Annotated in this window: 1 protein-coding gene; it reads left to right on the top strand. The window is 73.4% G+C overall.

Annotation, left to right across the window (positions count from 1 at the left end):
* The first annotated feature begins 119 nt into the window (after positions 1-119).
* Positions 120-21,734, top strand: coding sequence for a non-ribosomal peptide synthase/polyketide synthase (locus GTY96_RS04215; RefSeq protein WP_161663907.1), 21,615 nt, complete (start codon positions 120-122; stop codon positions 21,732-21,734).
* The last annotated feature ends 202 nt before the right edge of the window (positions 21,735-21,936 follow it).

The following is a 21,936-nucleotide window of genomic DNA, read 5'->3' as shown; positions in this document are numbered from 1 at the left end:
ACACGTGAACAGGACAGATAGGGCCTACGGGTGTAGTTGCTCAATACAAACAAGGTCGCACCCGGGCGGCCGGTCATGGCGCCTCAGAACGCCGAGCGGTGCGAATGGGGCACTCCACCATGGCTCTCTCCCCGGAACAGAAGCGCGCCCGGCTGGCGGCATTGTTGAAGGAGCAGCAGCGGCAGCCCCGGCGGGCGCCCGCGTCCTTCGCTCAGGAGCGGATGTGGCTCCAGCAGCGGCTTTCGCCCACGAGCGCCGCGCTCCACATGCCCGTGGCGGTGAAGCTGGACGGGGTGCTCGACGTGAGTGCCTTGCGCGAGAGCCTCCACGCGGTGCTGCGCCGCCACGACACGCTGCGCACGACCTTCATGGAGCAGGATGGACGGCCGGTGCAGCGGATCGCGCCGGACCTGCCCTTCCCGCTGGAGGCGGTGGACCTGCGGGAGCTCCCCGCGCCCCAACGCGCCCCCGAGGCGTGGCGGCGGCTGCATGAGGAGGCGCGGCGACCGTTCCATCTGGAGGCCGGTCCCTTGCTGCACGCGGTGCTCTACCGGCTCGCGGACGACGCGCACCTGCTGCTGCTCAAGCTGCACCACCTCATCACCGACGGCTGGTCCATGGGCGTGCTCGTGGGCGAGGTGTCCGCGCTCTACCCCGTGTTCGCCTCCGGTGGCGTCCCCGCGCTGCCGCCGCTCGCCATGCAGTACACGGAGTTCGCCGCGTGGCAGCGGCAATGGCTCCAGGGCGCCGTGCTCGAAGAGCCCCTGGCGTACTGGCGCGAGCGGTTGGATCCGCATGCCGTCCTGGACCTGCCCGGGGACCGTCCGCGTCCGGCCGTCCTCGGCGAAGAGGGGGCACGCCTTGGCATCACCCTGCCCGCGGCGCTCACGCAGGCCCTGCGGGAGCTGTCCATCCAAGAAGGCCGGACGCTGTTCTCCGTGCTGCTGGCCGCGTTCAACGCGCTGCTGCACCGCTACTCCGGACAGGACGACCTCACCGTCGGCACGCCCGTGGCCGGCCGCTCCCGCGCGGAGCTCGAAGGGCTCATCGGCCTCTTCGTCAATACGCTGCCCCTTCGCGTGGACCTGTCTGGAGATCCGTCCTTCCGCCAGCTCACCGGCCGCGTCCATGACGTGGCGCTGGGGGCCTTCGCCCACCAGGACGTGCCCTTCGAGAAGCTGGTGGAGGTCCTCCAGCCCGCGCGCCGGCTGAACCTCACGCCCTTCTTCCAGGTGATGTTCGTGCTGCAGAACGCGCCCCTGCCCACCGTGGACGTGTCCGGCCTGCGCATGGAGACGCAGCCGGTGGACAGCGGCTCGGCCAAGTTCGACCTCACCCTCATCGCCGCGGAGATGGCCCACGGCCTGCGACTCACCGCCGAGTACCGCACCGCGCTCTTCGACGTGGCCACCGTGGAGCGGATGCTCGCGCACCTGCGCACGCTGCTCGAAGGCGCCGTGCGCGATCCAGAGCAGCCCCTGTCCAGGCTGCCGTTGCTGGACGCGCGCGAGCGCCTGCGCCTGCTGGAGGACTGGAGCGGACCGCGGGTGGACATGCCCGAGGCGTGCCTCCACTCGCTCATCGAGGCCCAGGTGGAGCGGACTCCCGACGCGGTGGCGCTGGTGTTCGAGGACGCGGCGCTGAGCTACCGGGAGCTGGACGCGCGCGCCAACCAGCTCGCGTGGCACCTGCGCTCCCTGGGCGTGGGGGCGGAGACGCGCGTCGGCCTGCTCCTGGAGCGCTCCGTGGAGCTGGTCGTGGCCCTGCTCGCCACGCTCAAGGCCGGGGGCGCCTATGTGCCCCTGGATCCGGACCATCCGCCGCGGCGGCTCGCGTGGATGCTGGAGGACGCGCGGCCCCAGGTGCTGCTGGCCCAGCGGCACCTGCTCGCGCGCCTTCCCCCGGACGGGACGCATGCGGCCGTGCTCTGCCTGGACACGCAGTGGGAGGCCGTCGCGGCACAGCCCCGGTACGCGCCGCCTCCCGTGGCCGTGCCTGACGCGCTGGCCTACGTCATCTTCACCTCCGGCTCCACCGGGCGGCCCAAGGGGGCCATGAACACGCACCGCGCGGTGGTCAACCGTCTGCGGTGGATGCAGGACGCGTTCGACCTGCGCCCGGACGACGTCGTGCTCCAGAAGACGCCGTTCAGCTTCGACGTGTCCGTGTGGGAGTTCTTCTGGCCGTTGATGACGGGCGCGCGGCTGGTGGTGGCGCGGCCGGGCGGACACCAGGAGCCGGTGTACCTGGCGAGGCTCATCGCGCGAGCGGGCGTCACCACGATCCACTTCGTGCCGTCCATGCTCCAGGTGTTCCTGGAGGAGCCCGAGGCGACGGCCTGCGCCACCCTCCAGCGCGTGGTGTGCAGCGGCGAGGCCCTGCCGCTGGAGCTGGCCGAACGGTGCCTGCGCCGGCTGCCGTCCGCGGGCCTGCACAACCTCTACGGCCCCACCGAGGCCGCCGTCGACGTCACCTGGCACGCGTGTGTCGCGGGTGAGCGCGGGCGCTCGGTCCCCATTGGCCGGCCCATCGCGAACACACGCATCCTGCTGCTGGACGCGCAGGGCGGCCCGGTCCCCGTGGGCGTGCGAGGCGAGCTGCACATCGGCGGGGTGCAGGTGGGCCGGGGCTACCTGCACCAGCCCGCGCTCACCGCGGAGCGCTTCGTGCCGGACGCGTTCAGCGCGCGGCCCGGCGCACGGCTGTACCGCACGGGCGACGTGGCGCGGTGGCTCCCGGATGGCTCCATCGAGTACCTGGGGCGCGCCGACTTCCAGGTGAAGGTGCGCGGCCTGCGCATCGAGCTGGGTGAAATCGAGGCGGCGCTGGAGCAACTGCCCACCGTACGGCAGGCCGTGGTGCTGGCCCGGCGGGATGGAGGCGGGGATCCGCGCCTCGTCGCGTACGTCATGGTCCGGGGCGAGGACAGGGACGTGGGCGGCCTGCGCTCGCGCCTCCAGGAGCGGCTGCCCGGGTACATGGTGCCAGCGGCCTTCGTCGTCCTGGACGCGCTGCCGCTCACGCCCAGCGGCAAGGTGGACCGCAAGCGGCTCCCCGCTCCCGACACCACCGTCACCGCCGGGGAGTACGTCGCGCCCCGCACGCCCACGGAGGCCCGGCTGGCGGAGCTGTGGCAGGAGGTCCTGCGCGTGCCGCGCGTGGGCGCGACCGAGCACTTCTTCGAGGCGGGGGGCCACTCGCTCCTGGCCACGCAGCTGCTCTCCCGCGTCCGCGCGTCCTTCGGCGTGGAGCTGCCCCTGCGCGGCCTCTTCGAGTCCCCCACGCTGGAGGCGCTCGCGCGGCGCATCGATGGCGGGACGCACGCGTCGGCGCCAGCGACGCCGCCGCTGCTCCCCGTCGCGCGGGAGGAGCCGCTGCCCCTGTCCTTCGCCCAGGAGCGGATGTGGTTCATCGACGCGATGGAGCCTGGGAGCGCGGCCTTCAACATGCCCCTCGTCCTGCGGCTCACTGGCGCCCTGGATCTGGAGTCCCTTCGCCGCGCGCTGGAGGCGCTGGTGCACCGGCACGAAGCGCTGCGCACCACCTTCCGCGCCGGCGCGCCGGGCCCCTGGCAGGTCATCGCCGCGCCGGGCCCGTTCCCACTGGAGGCCATCGATCTGCGCTCGCTGCCCATCGCCGCGCGGCAGGCGGAGGTCCGTCAGCGCGCCAGCGCCGAGGCGATGAGGCCCTTCGCGCTGGACACCGGTCCGCTGCTGCGCGCCACGGTGCTGCGGCTCGATGACGCCGCGTTCGTGTTGCTGCTCACCGTGCATCACATCGTGTTCGACGGGTGGTCGCTGGGCCTGCTCGTGCGCGAGCTGACGGAGCTGTACCGCGCCCGGGCCTCGGGGGTCACACCATCCCTGCCCGCGCTGCCGCTCCAACCCGCCGACCACGCGGTCTGGCAGCGGCGGTGGCTCCAGGGAGACGTGCTGGAGGGACAGCTGGCGTACTGGCGCGAGCAGGTGGATCCGCACGCCGTGCTGGAGCTGCCGCTCGACCGGCCCCGGCCTCCGGTCCTGTCCTCCGTGGGTGCCCGCCGCTCGCTCCGGCTCTCCCCTGCCCTCACCGGGGAGCTCAAGCGGTGGGCCGTGAGCGAGGGCCGCACGGTGTTCTCCGTGCTGCTGGCCGCGTTCGACGCGCTGCTGCACCGCTACTCCGGACAGGACGACCTGACCGTCGGCACTCCGGTCGCGGGCCGCTCGCGCCCGGAGCTCGAAGCGCTCATCGGGCTCTTCGTCAACACGCTGCCCCTGCGTGTCGGCCTGTCCGGCGACCCGTCCTTCCGCCAGCTCGTCACCCGCGTGCATGAGGTTGCGCTGGGGGGCTTCGCCCACCAGGACGTGCCCTTCGAGAAGCTGGTGGAGGTCCTCCAGCCCGTGCGCCGCCTGAACCTCGCCCCGCTGTTCCAGGTGATGTTCGCGCTCCAGAACGCGCCCCTCCCCCCGGCGCGGCTGCCCGGCCTCTTCATCGACGCCGAACCGGCGGGCGCGCCGGTCGCGAAGTTCGACCTCACCCTCATCGCCACCGAGACGGCCCACGGCCTGGACCTCACCGCCGAGTACCGCACGGAGCTGTTCGACGAGGCCACCGTGGCGCGGCTGCTCACGCACCTGCACGCGCTGCTGGACGGAGCCCTCCAGGCCCCGGAGCAGCGGCTGTCCGCGCTTCCACTCCTCACCCACGACGAGCGGCGGCAGGTGCTGCACGACTGGAATGACACCCGGTCCACCCATCCCCGCGATGCGTCCCTGCCGGAGCTGTTCGAAGCCCAGGTGCGCCGCTCACCCGACGCCATCGCGCTCGTCCAAAGCAACGTCACGCTCAGCTACCGGCAGCTCGACACCCGCGCCAACCAGCTCGCGCACGCGCTTCGCGCGAAGGGCGTCACCCCCGGCAGCCTCGTGGCGCTGGGGTTGGAGCGCTCGCCCGCGTTCGTCGTCGCGGTCCTCGCCGTCCTCAAGGCGGGGGGCGCGTACGTGCCCCTGGAGCTGGCGCATCCCCGGGAGCGGCTCGCCCTGTTGTTGGAGGAGACAGCGCCACGGGTGTTGCTCACCCGCGCCGGGACCCGGGCCGCGTTGCCCACGTTCGACGGCCCGACGCTCTGCCTGGACACCGAGGCGGACACCCTCGACGGGCAGCCTTCGCACGCTCCCGCCTCCGGGACGACGGCGGACAGTCTGGCGTACGTGATGTTCACGTCGGGCTCCACCGGACGGCCCAAGGGCGTGATGGTGGCCCATCGGGGCGTCGTGCGCCTCGTGCACGCGCCGGAGGTCTACGACCTGGGGCCGGACAGCGTCTTGCTCCAGACCTCCGCGCTCGCCTTCGACGCGTCCACGTGGGAGCTGTGGGGTGCGCTGCTGCATGGAGGCCGGCTGGTGCTGGCACCGCCGCATCCGCTCTCGCTGGAGGAGCTGACCGCGCTCCTGCGCGAGGTGGCGCCCACCGTCGTCTTCCTCACCACCGCCCTCTTCGAGCAGGGGGTGCTGCACCCGGAAGCGCCCTGGGACCGGGTGCCGCATGTGCTCGTGGGTGGAGAGGCGATGCCGCCCCAACGCGCGCGCGAGTTCCTGGCGCGCCGGGGCCCGGATGGCCGGCTGAGCAACGTCTACGGCCCCACCGAGAACACCACCTTCTCCACGCACCACCCGATGCGCGCGGACGCCGTCGTGGGACACACGGTGTCCATCGGCCGGCCCATCCCGGCGTCCACCACCTACGTGCTGGAGGCATCGCTTCACCCCGCGCCCGTCGGCGTGCCCGGGGAGCTGTACGTCGGTGGCGACGGGCTGGCGTGGGGCTACCTCCACCGGCCCGAGCTGACCGCCGAACGGTTCATCCCCCACCCCTTCTCCACGACCCCCGGAGCGCGCCTCTACCGGACTGGAGACAAGGCCCGGTGGCGGGCGGACGGCACGCTGGAGTTCCTGGGCCGCACCGACTTCCAGGTGAAGCTGCGCGGCTTCCGCATCGAACCGGGAGAGGTGGAGGCCGTGCTGCGCCAGCAGCCCGGCGTCCGCGAAGCGCTCGTGGTGGTGGAGGAAGGGGGAAGCGCCGCGGAGAGGCGCCTCGTCGCCTATGTCGCGAGGGACGGCGCTCGGGATGCCAGCGCCCGCGCCGCGCTGCGCGAAGCCCTGCTGCGCTCGGTGCCCGCGTACATGGTGCCATCCGTGTTCATCCTGGTGGAGGCCCTGCCCCTCACGCCCAATGGCAAGGTGGACCGCAAGGCGCTGCCCGCGCCGGACGACGCCGCGCCGGGCGCCGTGCACGTCGCGCCAGCCACGCCCACCGAGGAGCGGCTCGCCGCGCTCTGGTCTCAGGTGCTGCGGCGCGACCCGGTGGGCACCACCGACAACTTCTTCGAGCTGGGTGGGCACTCCCTGCTGGCCACGCAGCTCGCCTCCCGCGTGCGCGCCACGTTCGACGTGACGCTGCCCCTGCGCGCCTTCTTCGAGGCGCCGACAGTGGCGCAGCTCGCGCGCCGCATCGACGCGAGCCCCCGCTGGGAGACGCCCGCCGCGCCGCCCCTCGTCCCCGGCCCCCGCACGCCCGCGCCGCCGCTGTCCTTCGCGCAGCAGCGGCTGTGGGTCCTGGATCGACTGGACCCCGGCAACCCCGCCTACAACATCGCCTCCGCGCTGAAGCTCCGGGGCGCGCTCGACGTGGCGGCGTTGGAGCGGGCCTTCCAAGCGCTCATCACCCGCCACGAAGCGCTGCGCACGACCTTCCGCCTCGAAGGCACCGAGCCCGTCCAGCACATCGCCGCGCATGCGGACTTCCACCTGTCCGTCGTCCCGCCGCGGCCCGGCACGGAGGCATGGCACGACGCGGCCCGGAGGCTGGCGAGCGCGGAGGCGGTGCGCCCGTTCGACCTCACCCAGGGGCCGTTGCTGCGGGCCACGCTCCTCCAGTCCGGAGCGGAGGAGCACGCGCTGCTGGTGACGATGCACCACATCGTCTCCGATGGCTGGTCCATGGGCGTGCTGGTGCGCGAGCTGCTCGCGTTCTACGCGGCCTTCGCCTCGGGACGGGAGCTCCACCTCGCACCGCTGGCCGTGCAGTCCGCGGACTTCGCCCTCTGGCAGCGCGCCTGGCTCCAGGGCCCGGTGCTGGAGGCACAGCGGGCCTACTGGCGGCGTCAGCTCTCCGGAGCCCCCACGCTGCTGGAGCTGCCCACCGACCGGCCTCGCCCCGCCGTGCAGACCGGGCGCGGGGCGGTGCGGCCCTTCGCGTTGTCTCCCGCCGTCTCGGAGGCGCTCGCCTCCTTCAGCCAGCGCGAGGGGCTGACGCCCTTCATGGTGCTGCTGGCCGCCTTCCAGTGGCTGCTGTCGCGCTACTCCGGACAGGACGACGTCAGCGTGGGCACGCCCATCGCCGGGCGCACGCACGCGCGGACCGAAGGGCTCATCGGCTTCTTCGTCAACACGCTGGTGCTCCGCGCCCGGCTGGACGGCGCGGCTTCATTCCGCGCGCTGCTCCAGCAGGTGAAGGAGACGACGCTCGCGGCCTACGCGCACCAGGACGTGCCCTTCGAGAAGCTGGTGGAGGAGCTCCAGCCCCAACGCACCCTGAGCCATTCGCCCCTCTTCCAGGCGATGCTGGTGCTCCAGAACACGCCCGAAGCGCCCCTGGAGCTGCCGGGCCTCGCCTTCGAGCCCCTGGAGCGGGACTTCGACGCGGCCAAGGCGGACCTCACGCTGTCCCTCACCGCGACGGCGCGCGGCCTCACCGGCACGCTCGCGTGGCGGACCGACCTGTTCGACGCGTCCACCGTGGAGCGCCTGGGAGAGCACCTGGGCATCCTGCTGGAAGCCGCGCTCGCCGCGCCGGATGCGCGCCTGGACGCGCTGCCCCTCCTGGGTGACGCGGAGCGCGCCCGGGTGCTCTCGTCGTTCAACGCGCCGGAGCCGCTGCCGTCCGCCGCCACGCTGGACGTCCTCGCGCGGTTCGAAGAGCAAGCCGCCCGCCATCCGGAGCGCGTCGCGGTCGAAGCGGACGGGCGGTCCCTCACGTATGGAGCGCTGGACGCGCGCGCCAACCAGCTCGCGTGGCACCTGCGCTCCCTGGGAGTCGGGCCGGAGTCCCGCGTGGCGCTGTGCCTGGAGCGCTCCGTGGACGGGGTGTTGGCGCTGCTCGGCGTCTGGAAGGCCGGCGGCGCCTACGTGCCGCTGGATCCGGAGTGGCCCGAGGCCCGGCGGGAGGCGCTGGCGTCGGAGGCGGGCGCCTCGGTGGTGGTGACGGCTTCCGCCCACTCCGCCGCGTTCGCGAAGGTCCAGACGGTCTGCCTGGACACGGAGGCCGGGGTGCTCGCGGCCTCGCGCGGGGATGCGCCTCCCGGCTCACGGGACGCTGGACGGCTCGCCTATGTCCTCTTCACCTCCGGCTCCACGGGCCGTCCCAAGGGGGTCTGCGTGGAGCACGCGCAGCTGGCCGCGTACGTCCACGCCGCCACGCACCGGCTGGGACTGGAGGCCTGCGACAGCTTCGCGCTCGTCTCCACCTTCGTCGCGGACCTGGGCAACACCGTGCTCTTCCCCGCGCTGTGCACCGGTGGCCTCCTGCGAGTCCTCTCCCAGGAGACGGCCAGCACGCCCGCCGCCGTCGCCGACCTGTTCCGCCAGGACCCGGTGGACTGCATGAAGATCGTCCCCTCGCACCTCGCCGCGCTGATGACGGCGGCCGAGCCCCGCGACGTGCTCCCGCGCAAGCGCCTGGTGCTGGGTGGCGAATCCTCCTCGTGGGCCCTGGTGGACGCGGCGCGCGCGCTCGTCCCTGGCTGCGAGGTGCACAACCACTACGGCCCCACGGAGACCACCGTGGGTGTCCTCGCGGGCCGGGTGGAGGGGGACGGCGCACGCAACGCCTCCGTGCCGCTGGGACGCCCGCTGTCGGGCTCCCGGCTGTACGTCCTGGACGCGGCGGCGCGTCCGGCCCCCCTGGGCGTACCCGGCGAGCTGTACGTCGGCGGCGCGCAGGTGGCGCGCGGCTACCTGGGCAGGCCCGACCTCACGGCGGAGCGCTTCCTGCCAGATGCCTTCAGCCCCACGCCCGGCGCGCGCATGTACCGCACCGGCGACCGGGTGCGGTGGCTCGCGGACGGCCGCATCGAGTTCCTGGGGCGCGTGGACTTCCAGGTGAAGGTGCGTGGCTTCCGCGTGGAGCCCGACGAGGTCGCCACCGCCCTGCGCGCCCTGCCCTCCGTGCGGGAGGCCATCGTGGTCGCCCGCGAGGATGTCCCCGGCGACAAGCGGCTCATCGCCTACGTGGTCCCGGTCCCCGGTGAAACGGCGCCTGCGTCCACGGGGCTGCGCGACGCGCTCCTGCGCGTGCTGCCGGGCTACATGGTGCCGTCCGCCTTCGTCGTGCTGGAGGCGCTGCCGCTCACCCCCAACGGGAAGGTGGACCGCGCCGCCCTGCCCGCGCCCGAGGAGCGCTCCGCCACGACGGAGGCCCTCACGCCCCGCACGCCCACCGAGCAGTTGCTCGCGTCGCTCTGGGCGGACCTGCTGCACCGCGAAGCCGTGGGCGTGGAGGATGACTTCTTCGCGCTGGGCGGCCACTCGCTGCTGGCCACGCAGCTCGTCGCCCGCGTGCGCGCGGCGTTCGGCGTGGAGCTGCCCCTGCGCGCGCTCTTCGAGACCCCCACGCTCGGGAAGCTCGCGGCGCGAGTGGACGCGGAGCTTCAGACGCGGGGAGGCAGCGCGCTGCCCGCGCCGGGACGCCGTCCCCCTGGCGCCGAGGCCCCGCTGTCCTTCGCGCAGCAACGCCTCTGGTTCCTGGATCAGCTCCAGCCGGGCACGGCCACGTACAACATGCCGCATGCGCTGCGGCTGGAAGGCCCGCTCGACCTCGCCGTGCTGGAGCGAGCCTTCACGGCGCTGGTGGAGCGACACGCCTCGCTGCGCACCGTCTTCCATGGCGACGCGGGAGAGCCCCTCCAGCGAGAGGTCGCGCCCCAGGCCTTCCAGCTCCCCGTCACCGACGTGAGCTCGGAAGCGGAGGCCCATCGGCTCGCGAGCGAGGAGGCCCTGCGCCCGTTCCAGCTCACCACCGGCCCCCTGCTGCGCGCGCTCCTCCTGCGTCAGGGCGCCGAAGCGCACGTGCTGGTGCTGACGATGCACCACATCGTCTCCGACGGCTGGTCCATGGGCGTGCTGGTGCGCGAGATGCGCGCGCTCTATCAGGCGTTCGCCACGGGCGCGCCGTCGCCCCTGGCAGAGCCGACGCTGCGCTACTCCGACTTCGCCGTCTGGCAGCGCACGTGGATCCAGGGCCCTGGCCTGGACCGCCAGCGCGACTGGTGGCGACAGCACCTGGCCGGCGCCTCGCAGGCGCTGGAGCTGCCCACCGACTTCCCACGTCCCGCGCTCCAGTCCTTCCACGGAGGGACCGTCGCGTTCGAGCTGCCCGAGGCCCTCTCCGCTTCGCTCCAGGCCCTCACCCGCCGCCACGGCAGCACGCTCTTCATGGTGCTGCTGGCCGGGCTCCAGGCGCTGCTGTCGCGCACGTCGGGCCAGGACGACATCACCGTCGGGTCCCCCATCGCCGGGCGGCGCTTCGCGGAGCTGGAGGGCCTCATCGGCTTCTTCGTCAACACGCTCGCGCTGCGCTCGCGGCTGGAGGACAACCCCACCTTCCTCCAGCTGCTTGACCGCGTACGCGAAGCCACGCTGGGGGCCTTCGCGAATCAGGACGTCCCGTTCGAGAAGCTGGTGGAGGAGCTTCAGCCCCGGCGAGACCTGAGCCGCTCGCCGCTGTTCCAGGTGATGCTCATCCTCCAGAACGCTCCGGCCGTGCAGGACGCGCCGCTGCCGGGGCCGCTCACCCTGCGGCCGTACGACGCGGAGCTGGAGGCGGCGAAGTTCGACCTCACCTTCTCATTCACCCACTCCGCCCGGGGGCTCACGGGCTCCATCAACTACGCCACCGCGCTGTTCCGCGAGGACTCCATCCGCCGGCTCATCGCACAGCTGCGCGTGCTGCTGGAGGGCGCCGCGCGCGCGCCGGACACCCGCCTGGGGGACCTGCCGCTGCTGCCTCCCGAGGAGCGCCAGCAGGTGCTGATGGACTGGAACGCGACGGCGCGCGCCTTCGACGCCACGGAGGTCCACCTCCAGTTCGAGGCCCAGGCCCGCCGCACGCCGGATGCGCCCGCGCTGAGCTTCGGGGACACCCGCCTCACCTACCGCGAGCTGCATCAGCGCGTGCTGCGTCTCTCTTCACGGCTCCAGGCCCTGGGCGTGACCCGGGACACGCCGGTGGCCCTGCGCGCGCGGCGCTCGCCCGACCTCGTCGCCGCGATGCTCGCCATCCTCCACGCGGGCGGCGCCTACCTGCCGTTGGATCCGAACTACCCCGCGGACCGCCTGGAGTGGATGCTCCAGGACTCCGGCGCCCGCGTCCTCGTCACCGAGACGGCCCTCGACGGCGCCGTCCCGGCCCGGGGCGTGGACGTGTTGCGGCTCGACACACCCGACGACGGAGCCCCCGCCACGGCGTCGCCCGGGGCCGCTTCGGCGGACAGCCTCGCGTACATCATCTACACGTCCGGCAGCACCGGCCGTCCCAAGGGCGTGCTCGTCCCGCACGGCACCGTCGCCAACTTCCTGGCGGCCATGGATCCGCTGCTGGACGCCGCGGTGCCTGGAACGTGGCTCGCGGTGACGAGCGTGTCCTTCGACATCCACGTCCTCGAAATCCTCTGGACGCTGTCGCGGGGCTTCCAGGTCGTGCTGCACGACGAGCAGGCCGCGGCCCGGGGCGCGGCCCTGCCGCTGACGGAGGTGCTGGCCCGCCACGCCATCACCCACCTCCAGTGCACGCCCTCGTTCGCGCGCACGCTGGTGCTGGCCCCTGAGTCCGTCGCGGCCCTGGGAGCCCTGCGCCACCTGCTCGTGGGCGGAGAGGCGCTGCCGGGAGTGCTGGCCCGCCAGCTTCGCGAAGCCCTGCCTACCACTCGCCTCACCAACATGTACGGCCCGACGGAGACCACCGTCTGGTCATCGACCCACACGGTGGACACGGACGCGCCGCCCGCCACCGTCTCCATTGGCGCGCCCATCGCCAACACGCGGATGTACGTGCTGGATGGCCAGCACCGGCCGGTGCCCATGGGCGTCTCCGGCGAGCTGTTCATCGCGGGCGACGGCGTGGTGCGCGGCTACCACCACCGCCCGGACCTCACCGCCGAGCGCTTCGTTCCGGATCCGTTCTCCTCCCGGACCGGCGCGCGCATGTACCGCACCGGAGATCTCACCCGCTGGCGCCAGGACGGGACGTTGGACTTCCTCGGCCGCGCGGACTTCCAGGTGAAGGTGCGCGGCTTCCGCATCGAACTGGGAGAGGTGGAGGCCGTCCTCTCGCGCCACCCGGACGTGCGCCAGGCCGTGGCGGGCGCGCACCTGGACGCGGGCGGAGACAGCACGCTGGTGGCGTGGGTGGTGCCGGTGGCCGGGCGCGAGGTGGACGACGGAGCCCTGCGGGACTTCGCGCGCAAGCACCTGCCCGAGCACATGGTCCCCACCTTCGTCCTCGCGTTGGAGACCTTCCCCCTCACGCCGAACGGCAAGGTGGACCGCAAGGCCCTGCCGCCGCCGGAAGCGGGGGCGCGGGAGCGGGCCTACGTGGCCCCGTCCACTCCGCGCGAGCAGCAGGTCGCGGAGCTGTACGCGGGACTCCTGGGCGCGCCTCGCGTGGGCGCCACCGACCACTTCTTCGAGCTGGGCGGCCACTCGCTCCTGGCCACGCGGCTCATCTCCCGCGTGCGCGCGAACCTCCAGGTGGAGCTGCCCGTCCAGACGCTGTTCGAGGCGCCCACCGTCGCGGCCTTCGCCCGGCGCATCGACGCCGCGCTCCAGTCCGGCCAGCGCGTGGAGGCGCAGCCCCTGGAGCGCATCCCGCGCACCGGCCGGTTGCCCACGTCGTACGCGCAGCAGCGGCTGTGGCTGTTGGACAAACTCGCGCCCGGAAGCCCCGCCTACAACCTCCCCGCGACGCTGCGGCTGACGGGCGCGCTGGACGTGGAGGCGCTGCGCCGGGCGCTGGAGGCGCTGGTCCACCGGCACGAGCCCCTGCGCACGACGTTCCGGGACGATCCGGACGGCCCCGTGCAGCACATCGCGCCCCCCACCGAGCGACCGCTGGAGGTGGTCGACCTGCGGGCGCTACCGCTCCGGGAGCGCGAGGCCGAGGCCCGGCACCGCGCCGAGGCGGATGCCCGCCGGCCGTTCTCGCTGGAGGACGGCCCCATGCTGCGCACCACGTTGCTGGTGATGGACGTGGACGAACACCTGCTCCTGCTCAACGTGCACCACATCGTGTCCGACGGCTGGTCCATGGGCGTGCTGGTCCGCGAGGTGACGGAGCTGTATCCAGCGTTCGTCGCGGGCCGGCCGTCACCGCTCGCGCCGCTGTCCATCCAGGCCGTGGACCACGCCGCCTGGCAGCGCCGGTGGCTGGATGGCGGCCATCTGGCGAAGCAGCTGGCGTGGTGGCGGCGACACCTGGAGGGAGCCCCGTCGTCGCTGGAGCTGCCCACGGACCGGCCCCGAAAGCACCCGCTGCGCTCCGAAGCGGGCTACCTGTTCACCACGCTTCCGCTGGAGCTCTCCGAGGCGGTGGAGTCCTTCAGCCTCGCGGAGGGACTGACGCCCTTCATGGTCCTCCTGGCGGCCTTCCAGTGGCTGCTGATGCGCTACACGGGGCAGTCCGACATCAGCGTCGGCTCTCCGGTGGCGGGGCGCGACCGGCCGGAGCTGGAGGGGCTGGTCGGCTTCTTCACCAACACCGTGGTGTTGCGCACGCGCTTCGACCTTGAGTCCACGGTGCGGTCGCTGCTGCGCCGCGTGCGCACCACCGTGCTGGACGTCTTCGAGCACCAACACGTCCCCTATGAGCAGCTCCAGCCGATGCGAGACCTGCATCAGGCCCCCCTGTTCCAGGCGATGTTCATCCTCCAGAACACGCCTCCCTCGCGCCTGTCCGTGCCGGGGCTGACGTTCCAGTTCGAGGAGCGCCAGGGCCACGCCGCCAAGTTCGACCTGACCCTGTCGGTGACCCGCACCGCGGAGGGCTTCGCGCAGGAGCTGGAGTACGCCGCCGCCCTCTTCGACGCCTCCACCATGAAGCGGATGCTCGGCCATCTGCGAAGGCTGGTGACCGCGATGGTCTCCACCCCGGAGCTGCCCCTGTCCGCGGTGGACCTGCTGGGCCCGGAGGAGCGCCAGCGGGTGCTGGTGGACTGGAACGCCACGCAGGCGCCCTTCCCGGACGCCTGCCTCCACGCGCTCTTCCAGGCCCAGGCCCTGCGCACGCCGGAGGCGACCGCCGTCGTCTTCGAGGGCACGTCCCTCACCTACGCGCAGCTCGACACTCGGGCGAACCAGCTCGCGCACATGCTGCGGCGCGGAGGCGTGGGGCCGGAGACGCGGGTGGCGCTGAGCGTGGAGCGCTCCCCGGACCTCGTGATCGGGATGCTGGGCATCCTCAAGGCCGGTGGCGCCTGGGTGCCCGTGGATCCGCTGCTCCCCCGCGAGCGCGTGGCCTTCATGTTGGAGGACAGCGGCGCGCGGCGGCTCGTCACCCAGTCGCCCCTCCTGGAGCGCTTCACCCCTGACTGGGTCCGGCGGGCCCTGTGCCTGGACACCGTCGGCGCGTCGCTGTCGGTCGAGGAGCCCGAGCCACCAGACGCGGGGGTGACGCCAGCGAACCTGGCGTACCTGCTCTACACGTCGGGCAGCACCGGACGGCCCAAGGGCACCGCCGTGGTGCATCGCGGCGTGGCCAACCTGGTGACGCACGAGGCGGTGGCGTACGGCATCGGCCCGGGCAGCCGGGTGTTGCAGTTCGCCAGCCCCAGCTTCGACCTGTCGGTGGAGGAGATCTTCACCACGCTGTGCAATGGCGCGACGCTGGTGCTCGCGCCGCTGGAGCGGTTGATGCCGGGTGAGCCGCTGCGGGCGTTCCTGCGCGAGGAGCGCCTCACCGTCATCAGCCTCACCCCCGCGGCCCTGGCGGCGACCTCCGCCGAAGACCTGCCGGACCTGCGCACCGTCATCTCCGGAGGGGATGCCCTGCCCGCGGACGTCGTGGCGCGCTGGGCGCCGGGCCGCCGGTTCATCAACTCCTATGGCCCCACCGAGGCGACGGTGGTCGCGACGCTCACCGACGTCGTCGCGGAGGAAGGCACGCCCTCCATCGGACGCCCCCTGGCGAACGTGCGGGCCTACGTGCTCGACGCACGGGGAGGCCCCGTGCCCGTGGGCGTGCGCGGGGAGCTGTACCTGGGAGGCGCGGGCGTGGCCCGGGGATACGAGGGGCGCCCGGCCCTCACCGCCGAGCGCTTCGTGCCGGATCCCTTCTCCTCCGAACCGGGAGCCCGGCTGTACCGCACCGGCGATGCCGTGCGGTGGCGCGACACCGGGGCGCTGGAGTTCCTCGGGCGCACCGATGCCCAGGTGAAGGTGCGGGGCTTCCGCATCGAACCGGGTGAGGTGGAAGCGGCGCTCGCGCGGCTGCCGGACGTGAGGGACGCGGTGGTGGTCGCGCGCGACGCGGGCCCCGCGGGGAAGCAGCTCGTGGGCTACGTCGTCGCGAGGCCGGGCCGCTCGGTGGATGGCGCGAAGGCGCGCGAGGCGCTGAAGCAGGACCTGCCCGACTACATGGTCCCGTCCGCGCTGGTGGTGCTCCAGGCATTGCCACTCACGCCCAACGGCAAGGTGGACCGCAAGGCGCTGCCCGCGCCGGACTTCACGAACGACGCCCGCCCCTTCGTCTCGCCCCGGACGCCGACGGAGACACGGCTCGCGGAGCTGTGGTCGCGGTTGCTCGGCGTGCCGCGCGTCGGCGCGAGCGATGACTTCTTCGACCTGGGAGGCCACTCGCTGCTGGCCACCCAGGCCGCCAGTCGCGTCCGGCAGGCCTTCGACGTGGAGCTGCCCCTGCGCCGCCTCTTCGAGGCGACGACGCTGGAGCAGGTGGCGCGCCTCATCGACGAGCGCCTCGCCTCCGACCCCACGGCCGCACCGAAGCCGGACGCCTCCGCGACGCTGGCGCTGCCGTTCCTCCCGCTGAGGGAGGCGGCGGCACGGGAAGCCGCGGAGCCCTCCGGTGCGTGGGACGCGCCCCCCGTCATCGAGGCCCTGGCGCCCTCCGCGCCCGCGAGCATTCCGCGACGAAGCCCCCAGGAGCCACCGCCCCTGTCCTTCGCCCAGCAGCGGCTGTGGTTCCTCACCCGGCTGGACCCCGAGGGCGCCACGTACAACCTGCCGGTGGCGGTGCGCTTGGAGGGCCCGCTGGACGTGCCCGCCTTCACCCGCGCGCTGGGGGCCCTGCACCAGCGCCACGAGTCCCTTCGCACGACGTTCGAGGAGCACGCGCACCAGCCCGTGCAGCGCATCCACGAGGCTCCGCCCCTGCCGGCCCGCTGGCTGGACCTGCACGCGCTGCCGGAAGCCGAGCGCGACGCCACCCTCCAGCGCCTCATCGGACATGAGCCCTGGAGGCCCTTCGACCTGGAGCAGGGTCCGCTGTGGCGCGCGGTGCTCGTGCGCATGGACGCGCGTCAGCACGTGCTGCTGCTCACCTTGCACCACGCCATCTCCGACGGCTGGTCCATGGGCGTGCTGCTGGAGGAGCTGACGGCGCTGTACACCGCGTGCGTCGAAGGCCAGCCCGCGCGCCTCGCGCCGCTCCCGGTGCAGGCCGCCGACCACGCCGTCTGGCAGCGCTCCTGGCTGCGCGACGAGGTGCTGGACTCGCAGTTGGACTGGTGGCGCCAGCAGCTCGCCGGGGCCCCTCCCTCGCTGGAGCTGCCCACGGACCGCCCGCGCCCCGCGCCCCAGACGTTCCGGGGTGGAGCGGTGCCCTTCGAGTTCCCCCGCGCGCTGTGGGACGGGCTGGACGCGCTCTGCCGCCAGGAGAACGCCACCCCCTCGATGGTCGTGCTCGCCGCCGTCCAGGCCCTGTTGTCGCGCTGGTCCGGACAAGAGGACGTCAGCGTCGGCGCCCCCGTCGCCGGCAGGACGCACACGGAGCTGGAAGGCCTCATCGGCTTCTTCGTCAACACGCTGGTGCTGCGCACGAAGCTGTGGGGCGACCCGAGCTTCCGGACCCTGCTCGGCCGGGTGCGGGAGGGAACGCTGGCCGCCTACGCGCACCAGGACGTCCCCTTCGAGAAGCTGGTGGAAGCGCTGCGGCCGGAGCGGCTCCCGGGCCGGACTCCCTTCTTCCAGGTGATGCTCGCGTACCAGAACGCGCCCATGCCCGACGTCATGGGTCCCGGCCTCACCCTGGCCGCCCTGCCCCTGGGCCAGCGCACCGCGAAGTTCGACCTGGCGCTGTCCGTGACGGACCGCCAGGGCGTGCTGCGCGGCCAGCTGGAATACAACGCCGACCTGTTCGACGCGTCGACCGCGGCGCGGCTCGTGGAGCACCTGCGCGTGCTGCTGGAGGGCGCGCTCGAAGCACCGGATCAGCCCCTCTCCACGCTGCCCCTGCTCACGGCGGCGGAACGGCACCTGCTGCTTCAGGGGTGGCGTGAACCGTCCACGCTCACGCTTGCGGACGCGGGAGTCCAGCGGGTCCTCGCCGCGGCGGCGCGCCTCACCCCCGACGCGGTGGCCGCGCGGTGGGAAGGCGAGCCCCTCACCTGGGCGGAGGCCCACCGCCGCGCCGGAGTCATCCGCCGGACGCTGCTCGCGCGGGGAGACGTGGCGCTCCCGCCTCCACCACCGCTCGTCGCGGTCCCGCGAACCCGGCCCCTGCCCCTGTCGTTCGCGCAGCAGCGCCTGTGGTTCATCGATCAACTCGACCCCGGCAGCCCCTCCTACAACCTCACCTCCGCGGTGCGGCTGAGCGGAGCGCTGGACCCCCGAGCGCTGCACCAGGCCCTCACCGCGCTGGTGCACCGCCACGAAACCCTGCGCACCACCTTCCGTGAGCAGGACGGCCAGCCCGTCCAGGACATCGCCCCGCCCTTCGAACCCGCGCTGCCCCAGGTGGACCTGGGCGACCGGGGCCTGTCCGCCTTCGACGAGGCCCGCCGCCTCGTGGCGGAAGAAGCCGCGCGGCCCTTCGACCTCGCCGCGGGCCCGCTGCTGCGCGTGCTCCTGCTGAAGCTCTCGCAAGACGACCACGTGCTGGTGCTGAACATGCACCACGGCGTCTCCGACGGCTGGTCCATGGGCGTGCTCGTGCGAGAGCTGGTCACGGCCTACGCGGCCTTCCGCGAGTCCCGGTCCCCCGGCTTCGCGCCCCTGCCCCTCCAGGCCGCGGACCACGCCGTCTGGCAACGCCAGTGGCTCCAGGGGGAGGTCCTGGACGTGCAACTCGATTACTGGCGCCACCAGCTCACCGGCGCGCCGGCCCTCCTGACGCTGCCCACCGACCGGCCCCGGCCCGCCCTCCAGACGTCGCGGGGTGGGCTGCTCTCCCTCCAGTTCCCGGCGTCGCTCGCGGAGTCCCTGGCCGCGTTCTGCCAGGAGGCGGGCGTCACGCCGTTCATGGTGCTCCTGGCCGCGTGGCAGGTGTTGCTGTCGCGCTACTCCGGACAGGACGACGTCAGCGTGGGCACGCCCATCGCGGGTCGCCAGCGGCAGGAGACCGAAGGGCTCATCGGCTTCTTCATCAACACCCTGGTGCTGCGCTCACGGGTGGACGGAGGACAGTCGTTCCGCCAGCTCCTGGCGCGGGTGAAGGAGACCGCGCTGGGGGCCTACGCGCACCAGGACGTCCCCTTCGAGAAGCTGGTGGAGGAGCTCCAGCCCCAGCGCAGCCTGAGCCACTCGCCGTTGTTCCAGGCCGTGCTGGTGCTCCAGAACACGCCCGCGGGCCCGCTGTCGCTCCCGGGGCTCACCGTCGCTCCGGTGGAGCGCGACACGGAGGCCACCAAGGCCGACCTCACCCTGTCGCTCGTCCAGACGCCGCGCTCCCTGGGGGGCACGCTCGTCTACCGCGCGGACCTGTTCGAACCCGCGACGATGTCCCGGATGGTGGAGCACCTGCGGACGCTGCTCACCGCCGCGCTCGGAGCGCCGGACACGCGGCTGGAGGCCCTGTCCCTGCTGCCCACCGAGGAGCGCCTCCGTCTGCTGGAGACGTTCCATCCGCGCGCGCCAGTCCCCCCCGCGCCCCGCCCCGTGCACCAGGACATCGAGGCCCGCGCGAGGCTCCACCCGGACCGTCCCGCCGTCGCGTTCGAGGAAGTGGTGCTCACGTACGGACAGATGGACGCCCGCGCGAACCAGCTCGCGTGGCACCTGAAGTCGAAGGGCGTGGGCCCGGAGACGTGCGTCGCGCTGTGCCTGGAGCGCTCCGTGGACATGGTGGTGGCCCTGCTGGCCGTGTGGAAGGCGGGCGGCGCGTACGTCCCGTTGGATCCCGGTCAGCCGTCCGCCCGCCTCCAGGCGTTGGTGGCGGAGGTCGCCGCGCCCGTGCTGGTGACGACGTCGCATCACGAGGCGGCCTTCGAGGAAACGGCCTGCACCGCGGTGCGGCTGGACACGGACGCGGACCTGCTGGAGCACCAGCCCCTCCATGCGCCGCCGGGCGGAGTGGACGCGGGCGCGCTGGCCTATGTCCTCTTCACCTCTGGATCCACCGGGCGCCCCAAGGGAGTGGGCGTCACGCACGCGCAGCTCTCCGTGTACGTCCGCTCCGTCACCGCGCGCCTGGGCCTGGAGGAATGCGACAGCTTCGCGCTCGTCTCCACGTTCGCCGCGGACCTGGGCAACACCGTGCTCTTCCCCGCCCTGTGCACCGGCGGCCTGCTGCACGTCCTGTCGCAGGAGCGCGTCACCCAGCCGGACGCGCTGGGCGACTTCTTCAAACGTCACCCCATCGACTGCATGAAGATCGTCCCCTCGCACCTCGCCGCGTTGATGGCGGCGGCCGAGCCCCGCGATGTCCTGCCGCGCAAGCGGCTGGTGCTGGGCGGTGAGTCCACACCGTGGGCCCTGGTGGACGCGGTGCACGCGCTCATGCCCGGCTGCGAGGTGCACAACCACTACGGGCCCACGGAGACCACCGTGGGTGTCCTCGCGGGCCGGGTGGAGGGGGACGGCGCACGCAACGCCTCCGTGCCGCTGGGACGCCCACTGGAACACTCGCGCGTGTATGTGCTGGATGGGGCGGGGGGACTCGCTCCCGTGGGCGTGCCCGGCGAGCTGTATATCGGCGGCGCGCAGGTGGCGCGCGGCTACCTGGGCAGGCCCGACCTCACGGCGGAGCGCTTCCTGCCGGACGCCTTCAGCCCCACGCCCGGCGCGCGCATGTATCGCACTGGCGACCGGGCCCGCTGGAGGGACGACGGCCGCATCGAGTTCCTGGGGCGCGCCGACTTCCAGGTGAAGGTGCGCGGCTTCCGCGTGGAGCCCGGCGAGGTCGCCACCGCCCTGCGCGCCCTGCCCTCCGTGCATGAAGCCATCGTGGTCGCCCGCGAGGACCTCCCCGGCGACCCGCGCCTCGTGGCGTACGTCGTCACCTCCCCGGGTGCCACCATCACCGCCCAGGCCCTGCGCGAGGCACTCAAGGACCAGGTACCCGGCCACATGGTGCCCGCCGCCGTCGTGCTCCTGGAGGCCCTGCCGCTCACGCCCAACGGCAAGGTGGACCGCCGGGCCCTGCCCGTCCCCCGGTGGGAGTCCGACACCGGGCCCGCGTTCGCCGAGCCCACCACGCCGCTGGAGGAACAGCTCGCCCAGGCCTTCGCGCGCGTGCTGGGGCTCCCGAGCGTGGGCATCGACGATGACTTCTTCGAGCGGGGTGGCCACTCGCTGCTGGCGGTGCGCCTGATGGCGGACCTCCGCGCGAGGACGGGAATGACAGTGCCGCTCTCCGCGCTCTTCCAGGGGCCCACGGTGCGCAGGCTCGCGGCGAGGCTGCGGCCCGACGACGCCCGCTCGCTGCTCACGCGGCTGGACACCGGACGCTCCCAGCGGCGCCCGCTGTACTTCGTCCACGGCGGAGGCGGCGAGGTGCTGAGCTACGCGGAGCTGGTGCGACACCTGGGCGACGCGCACCCGCTCTACGGACTCTCCGCGCCCGGCATGGACGGCGGCGCGCTGCCGCCGGACTCGCTCGTGGCCCTGGCGCGGCGCTACGTGGAGGAGGTGCGCGGCCAGCAACCGCGCGGGCCCTACCGGCTCGCGGGGTGGTCGCTGGGCGGCGTGGTCGCCTATGAGATGGCGCGGCAGCTCCAGGACCAGGGCGAACCGGTGGAGCTGCTCGCCCTCATCGACGCGTACGCGCCCACCGGACAAGCGGAGGCGGAGCCACCCACGCTCACGCGGCTGGCCCGCCTCACCCAGATGGTCGGCCTCACGCCCCAGGACCTTCCGGGGCCGGAGCTGGAGCGGCTGCTGTCCTCGTCCGAAGGCCCCGGGTGGCTGGAGCAGGTCGTGGAGACGCTGGTGCGGCTGCGCGGCGACGAGGGACTGGAGCCCGCCGTCCTCCAGCGCCTCTTCGCCATCCACGAACGACTGGCCCAGGCGATGCGCGGCTACATTCCGGCGGGCACGTACCCCGGCCGGGCCGCGTTCTTCCCCGCGGCGTCGCGGCAGGAAGACCCGGCGGCGGGCCCGGACGCGGGCTGGGCCCGCTGGGTGACCGGCGGCGTCACGGTCCAGCCGCTCCCCGGAGACCACCGGAGCCTGCTGCAACCGCCCCAGGTTCGCACGCTCCGCGACCACCTCACCGCGCTGCTGCGCGACCTGGAGCTGGAACCCCGCGGCTGATGCGAACGCGATGATCCGGCGAGCCTCCTGCCTCCCCCCGAAGCAGGAGGCCACCGTCATCGCACAGGCGCTGGACACCGGACCGGTCCACCCCATCGCGGGAGGGCCTGGCGCGCGGCCCCAGGTCCGCGCGCCAACGCGACATTCCCCCACGCCGGCCCCGGCGCCACGACAGGCGCCGGGTCTGTCATCCGTCCCCACC

It is taken from the genome of Corallococcus silvisoli (assembly GCF_009909145.1).
GTDB classification, from domain to species: domain Bacteria; phylum Myxococcota; class Myxococcia; order Myxococcales; family Myxococcaceae; genus Corallococcus; species Corallococcus silvisoli.
Note: the sequence above shows the minus strand (reverse complement) of the source record. Positions and strands in the feature narration are given on the sequence as shown.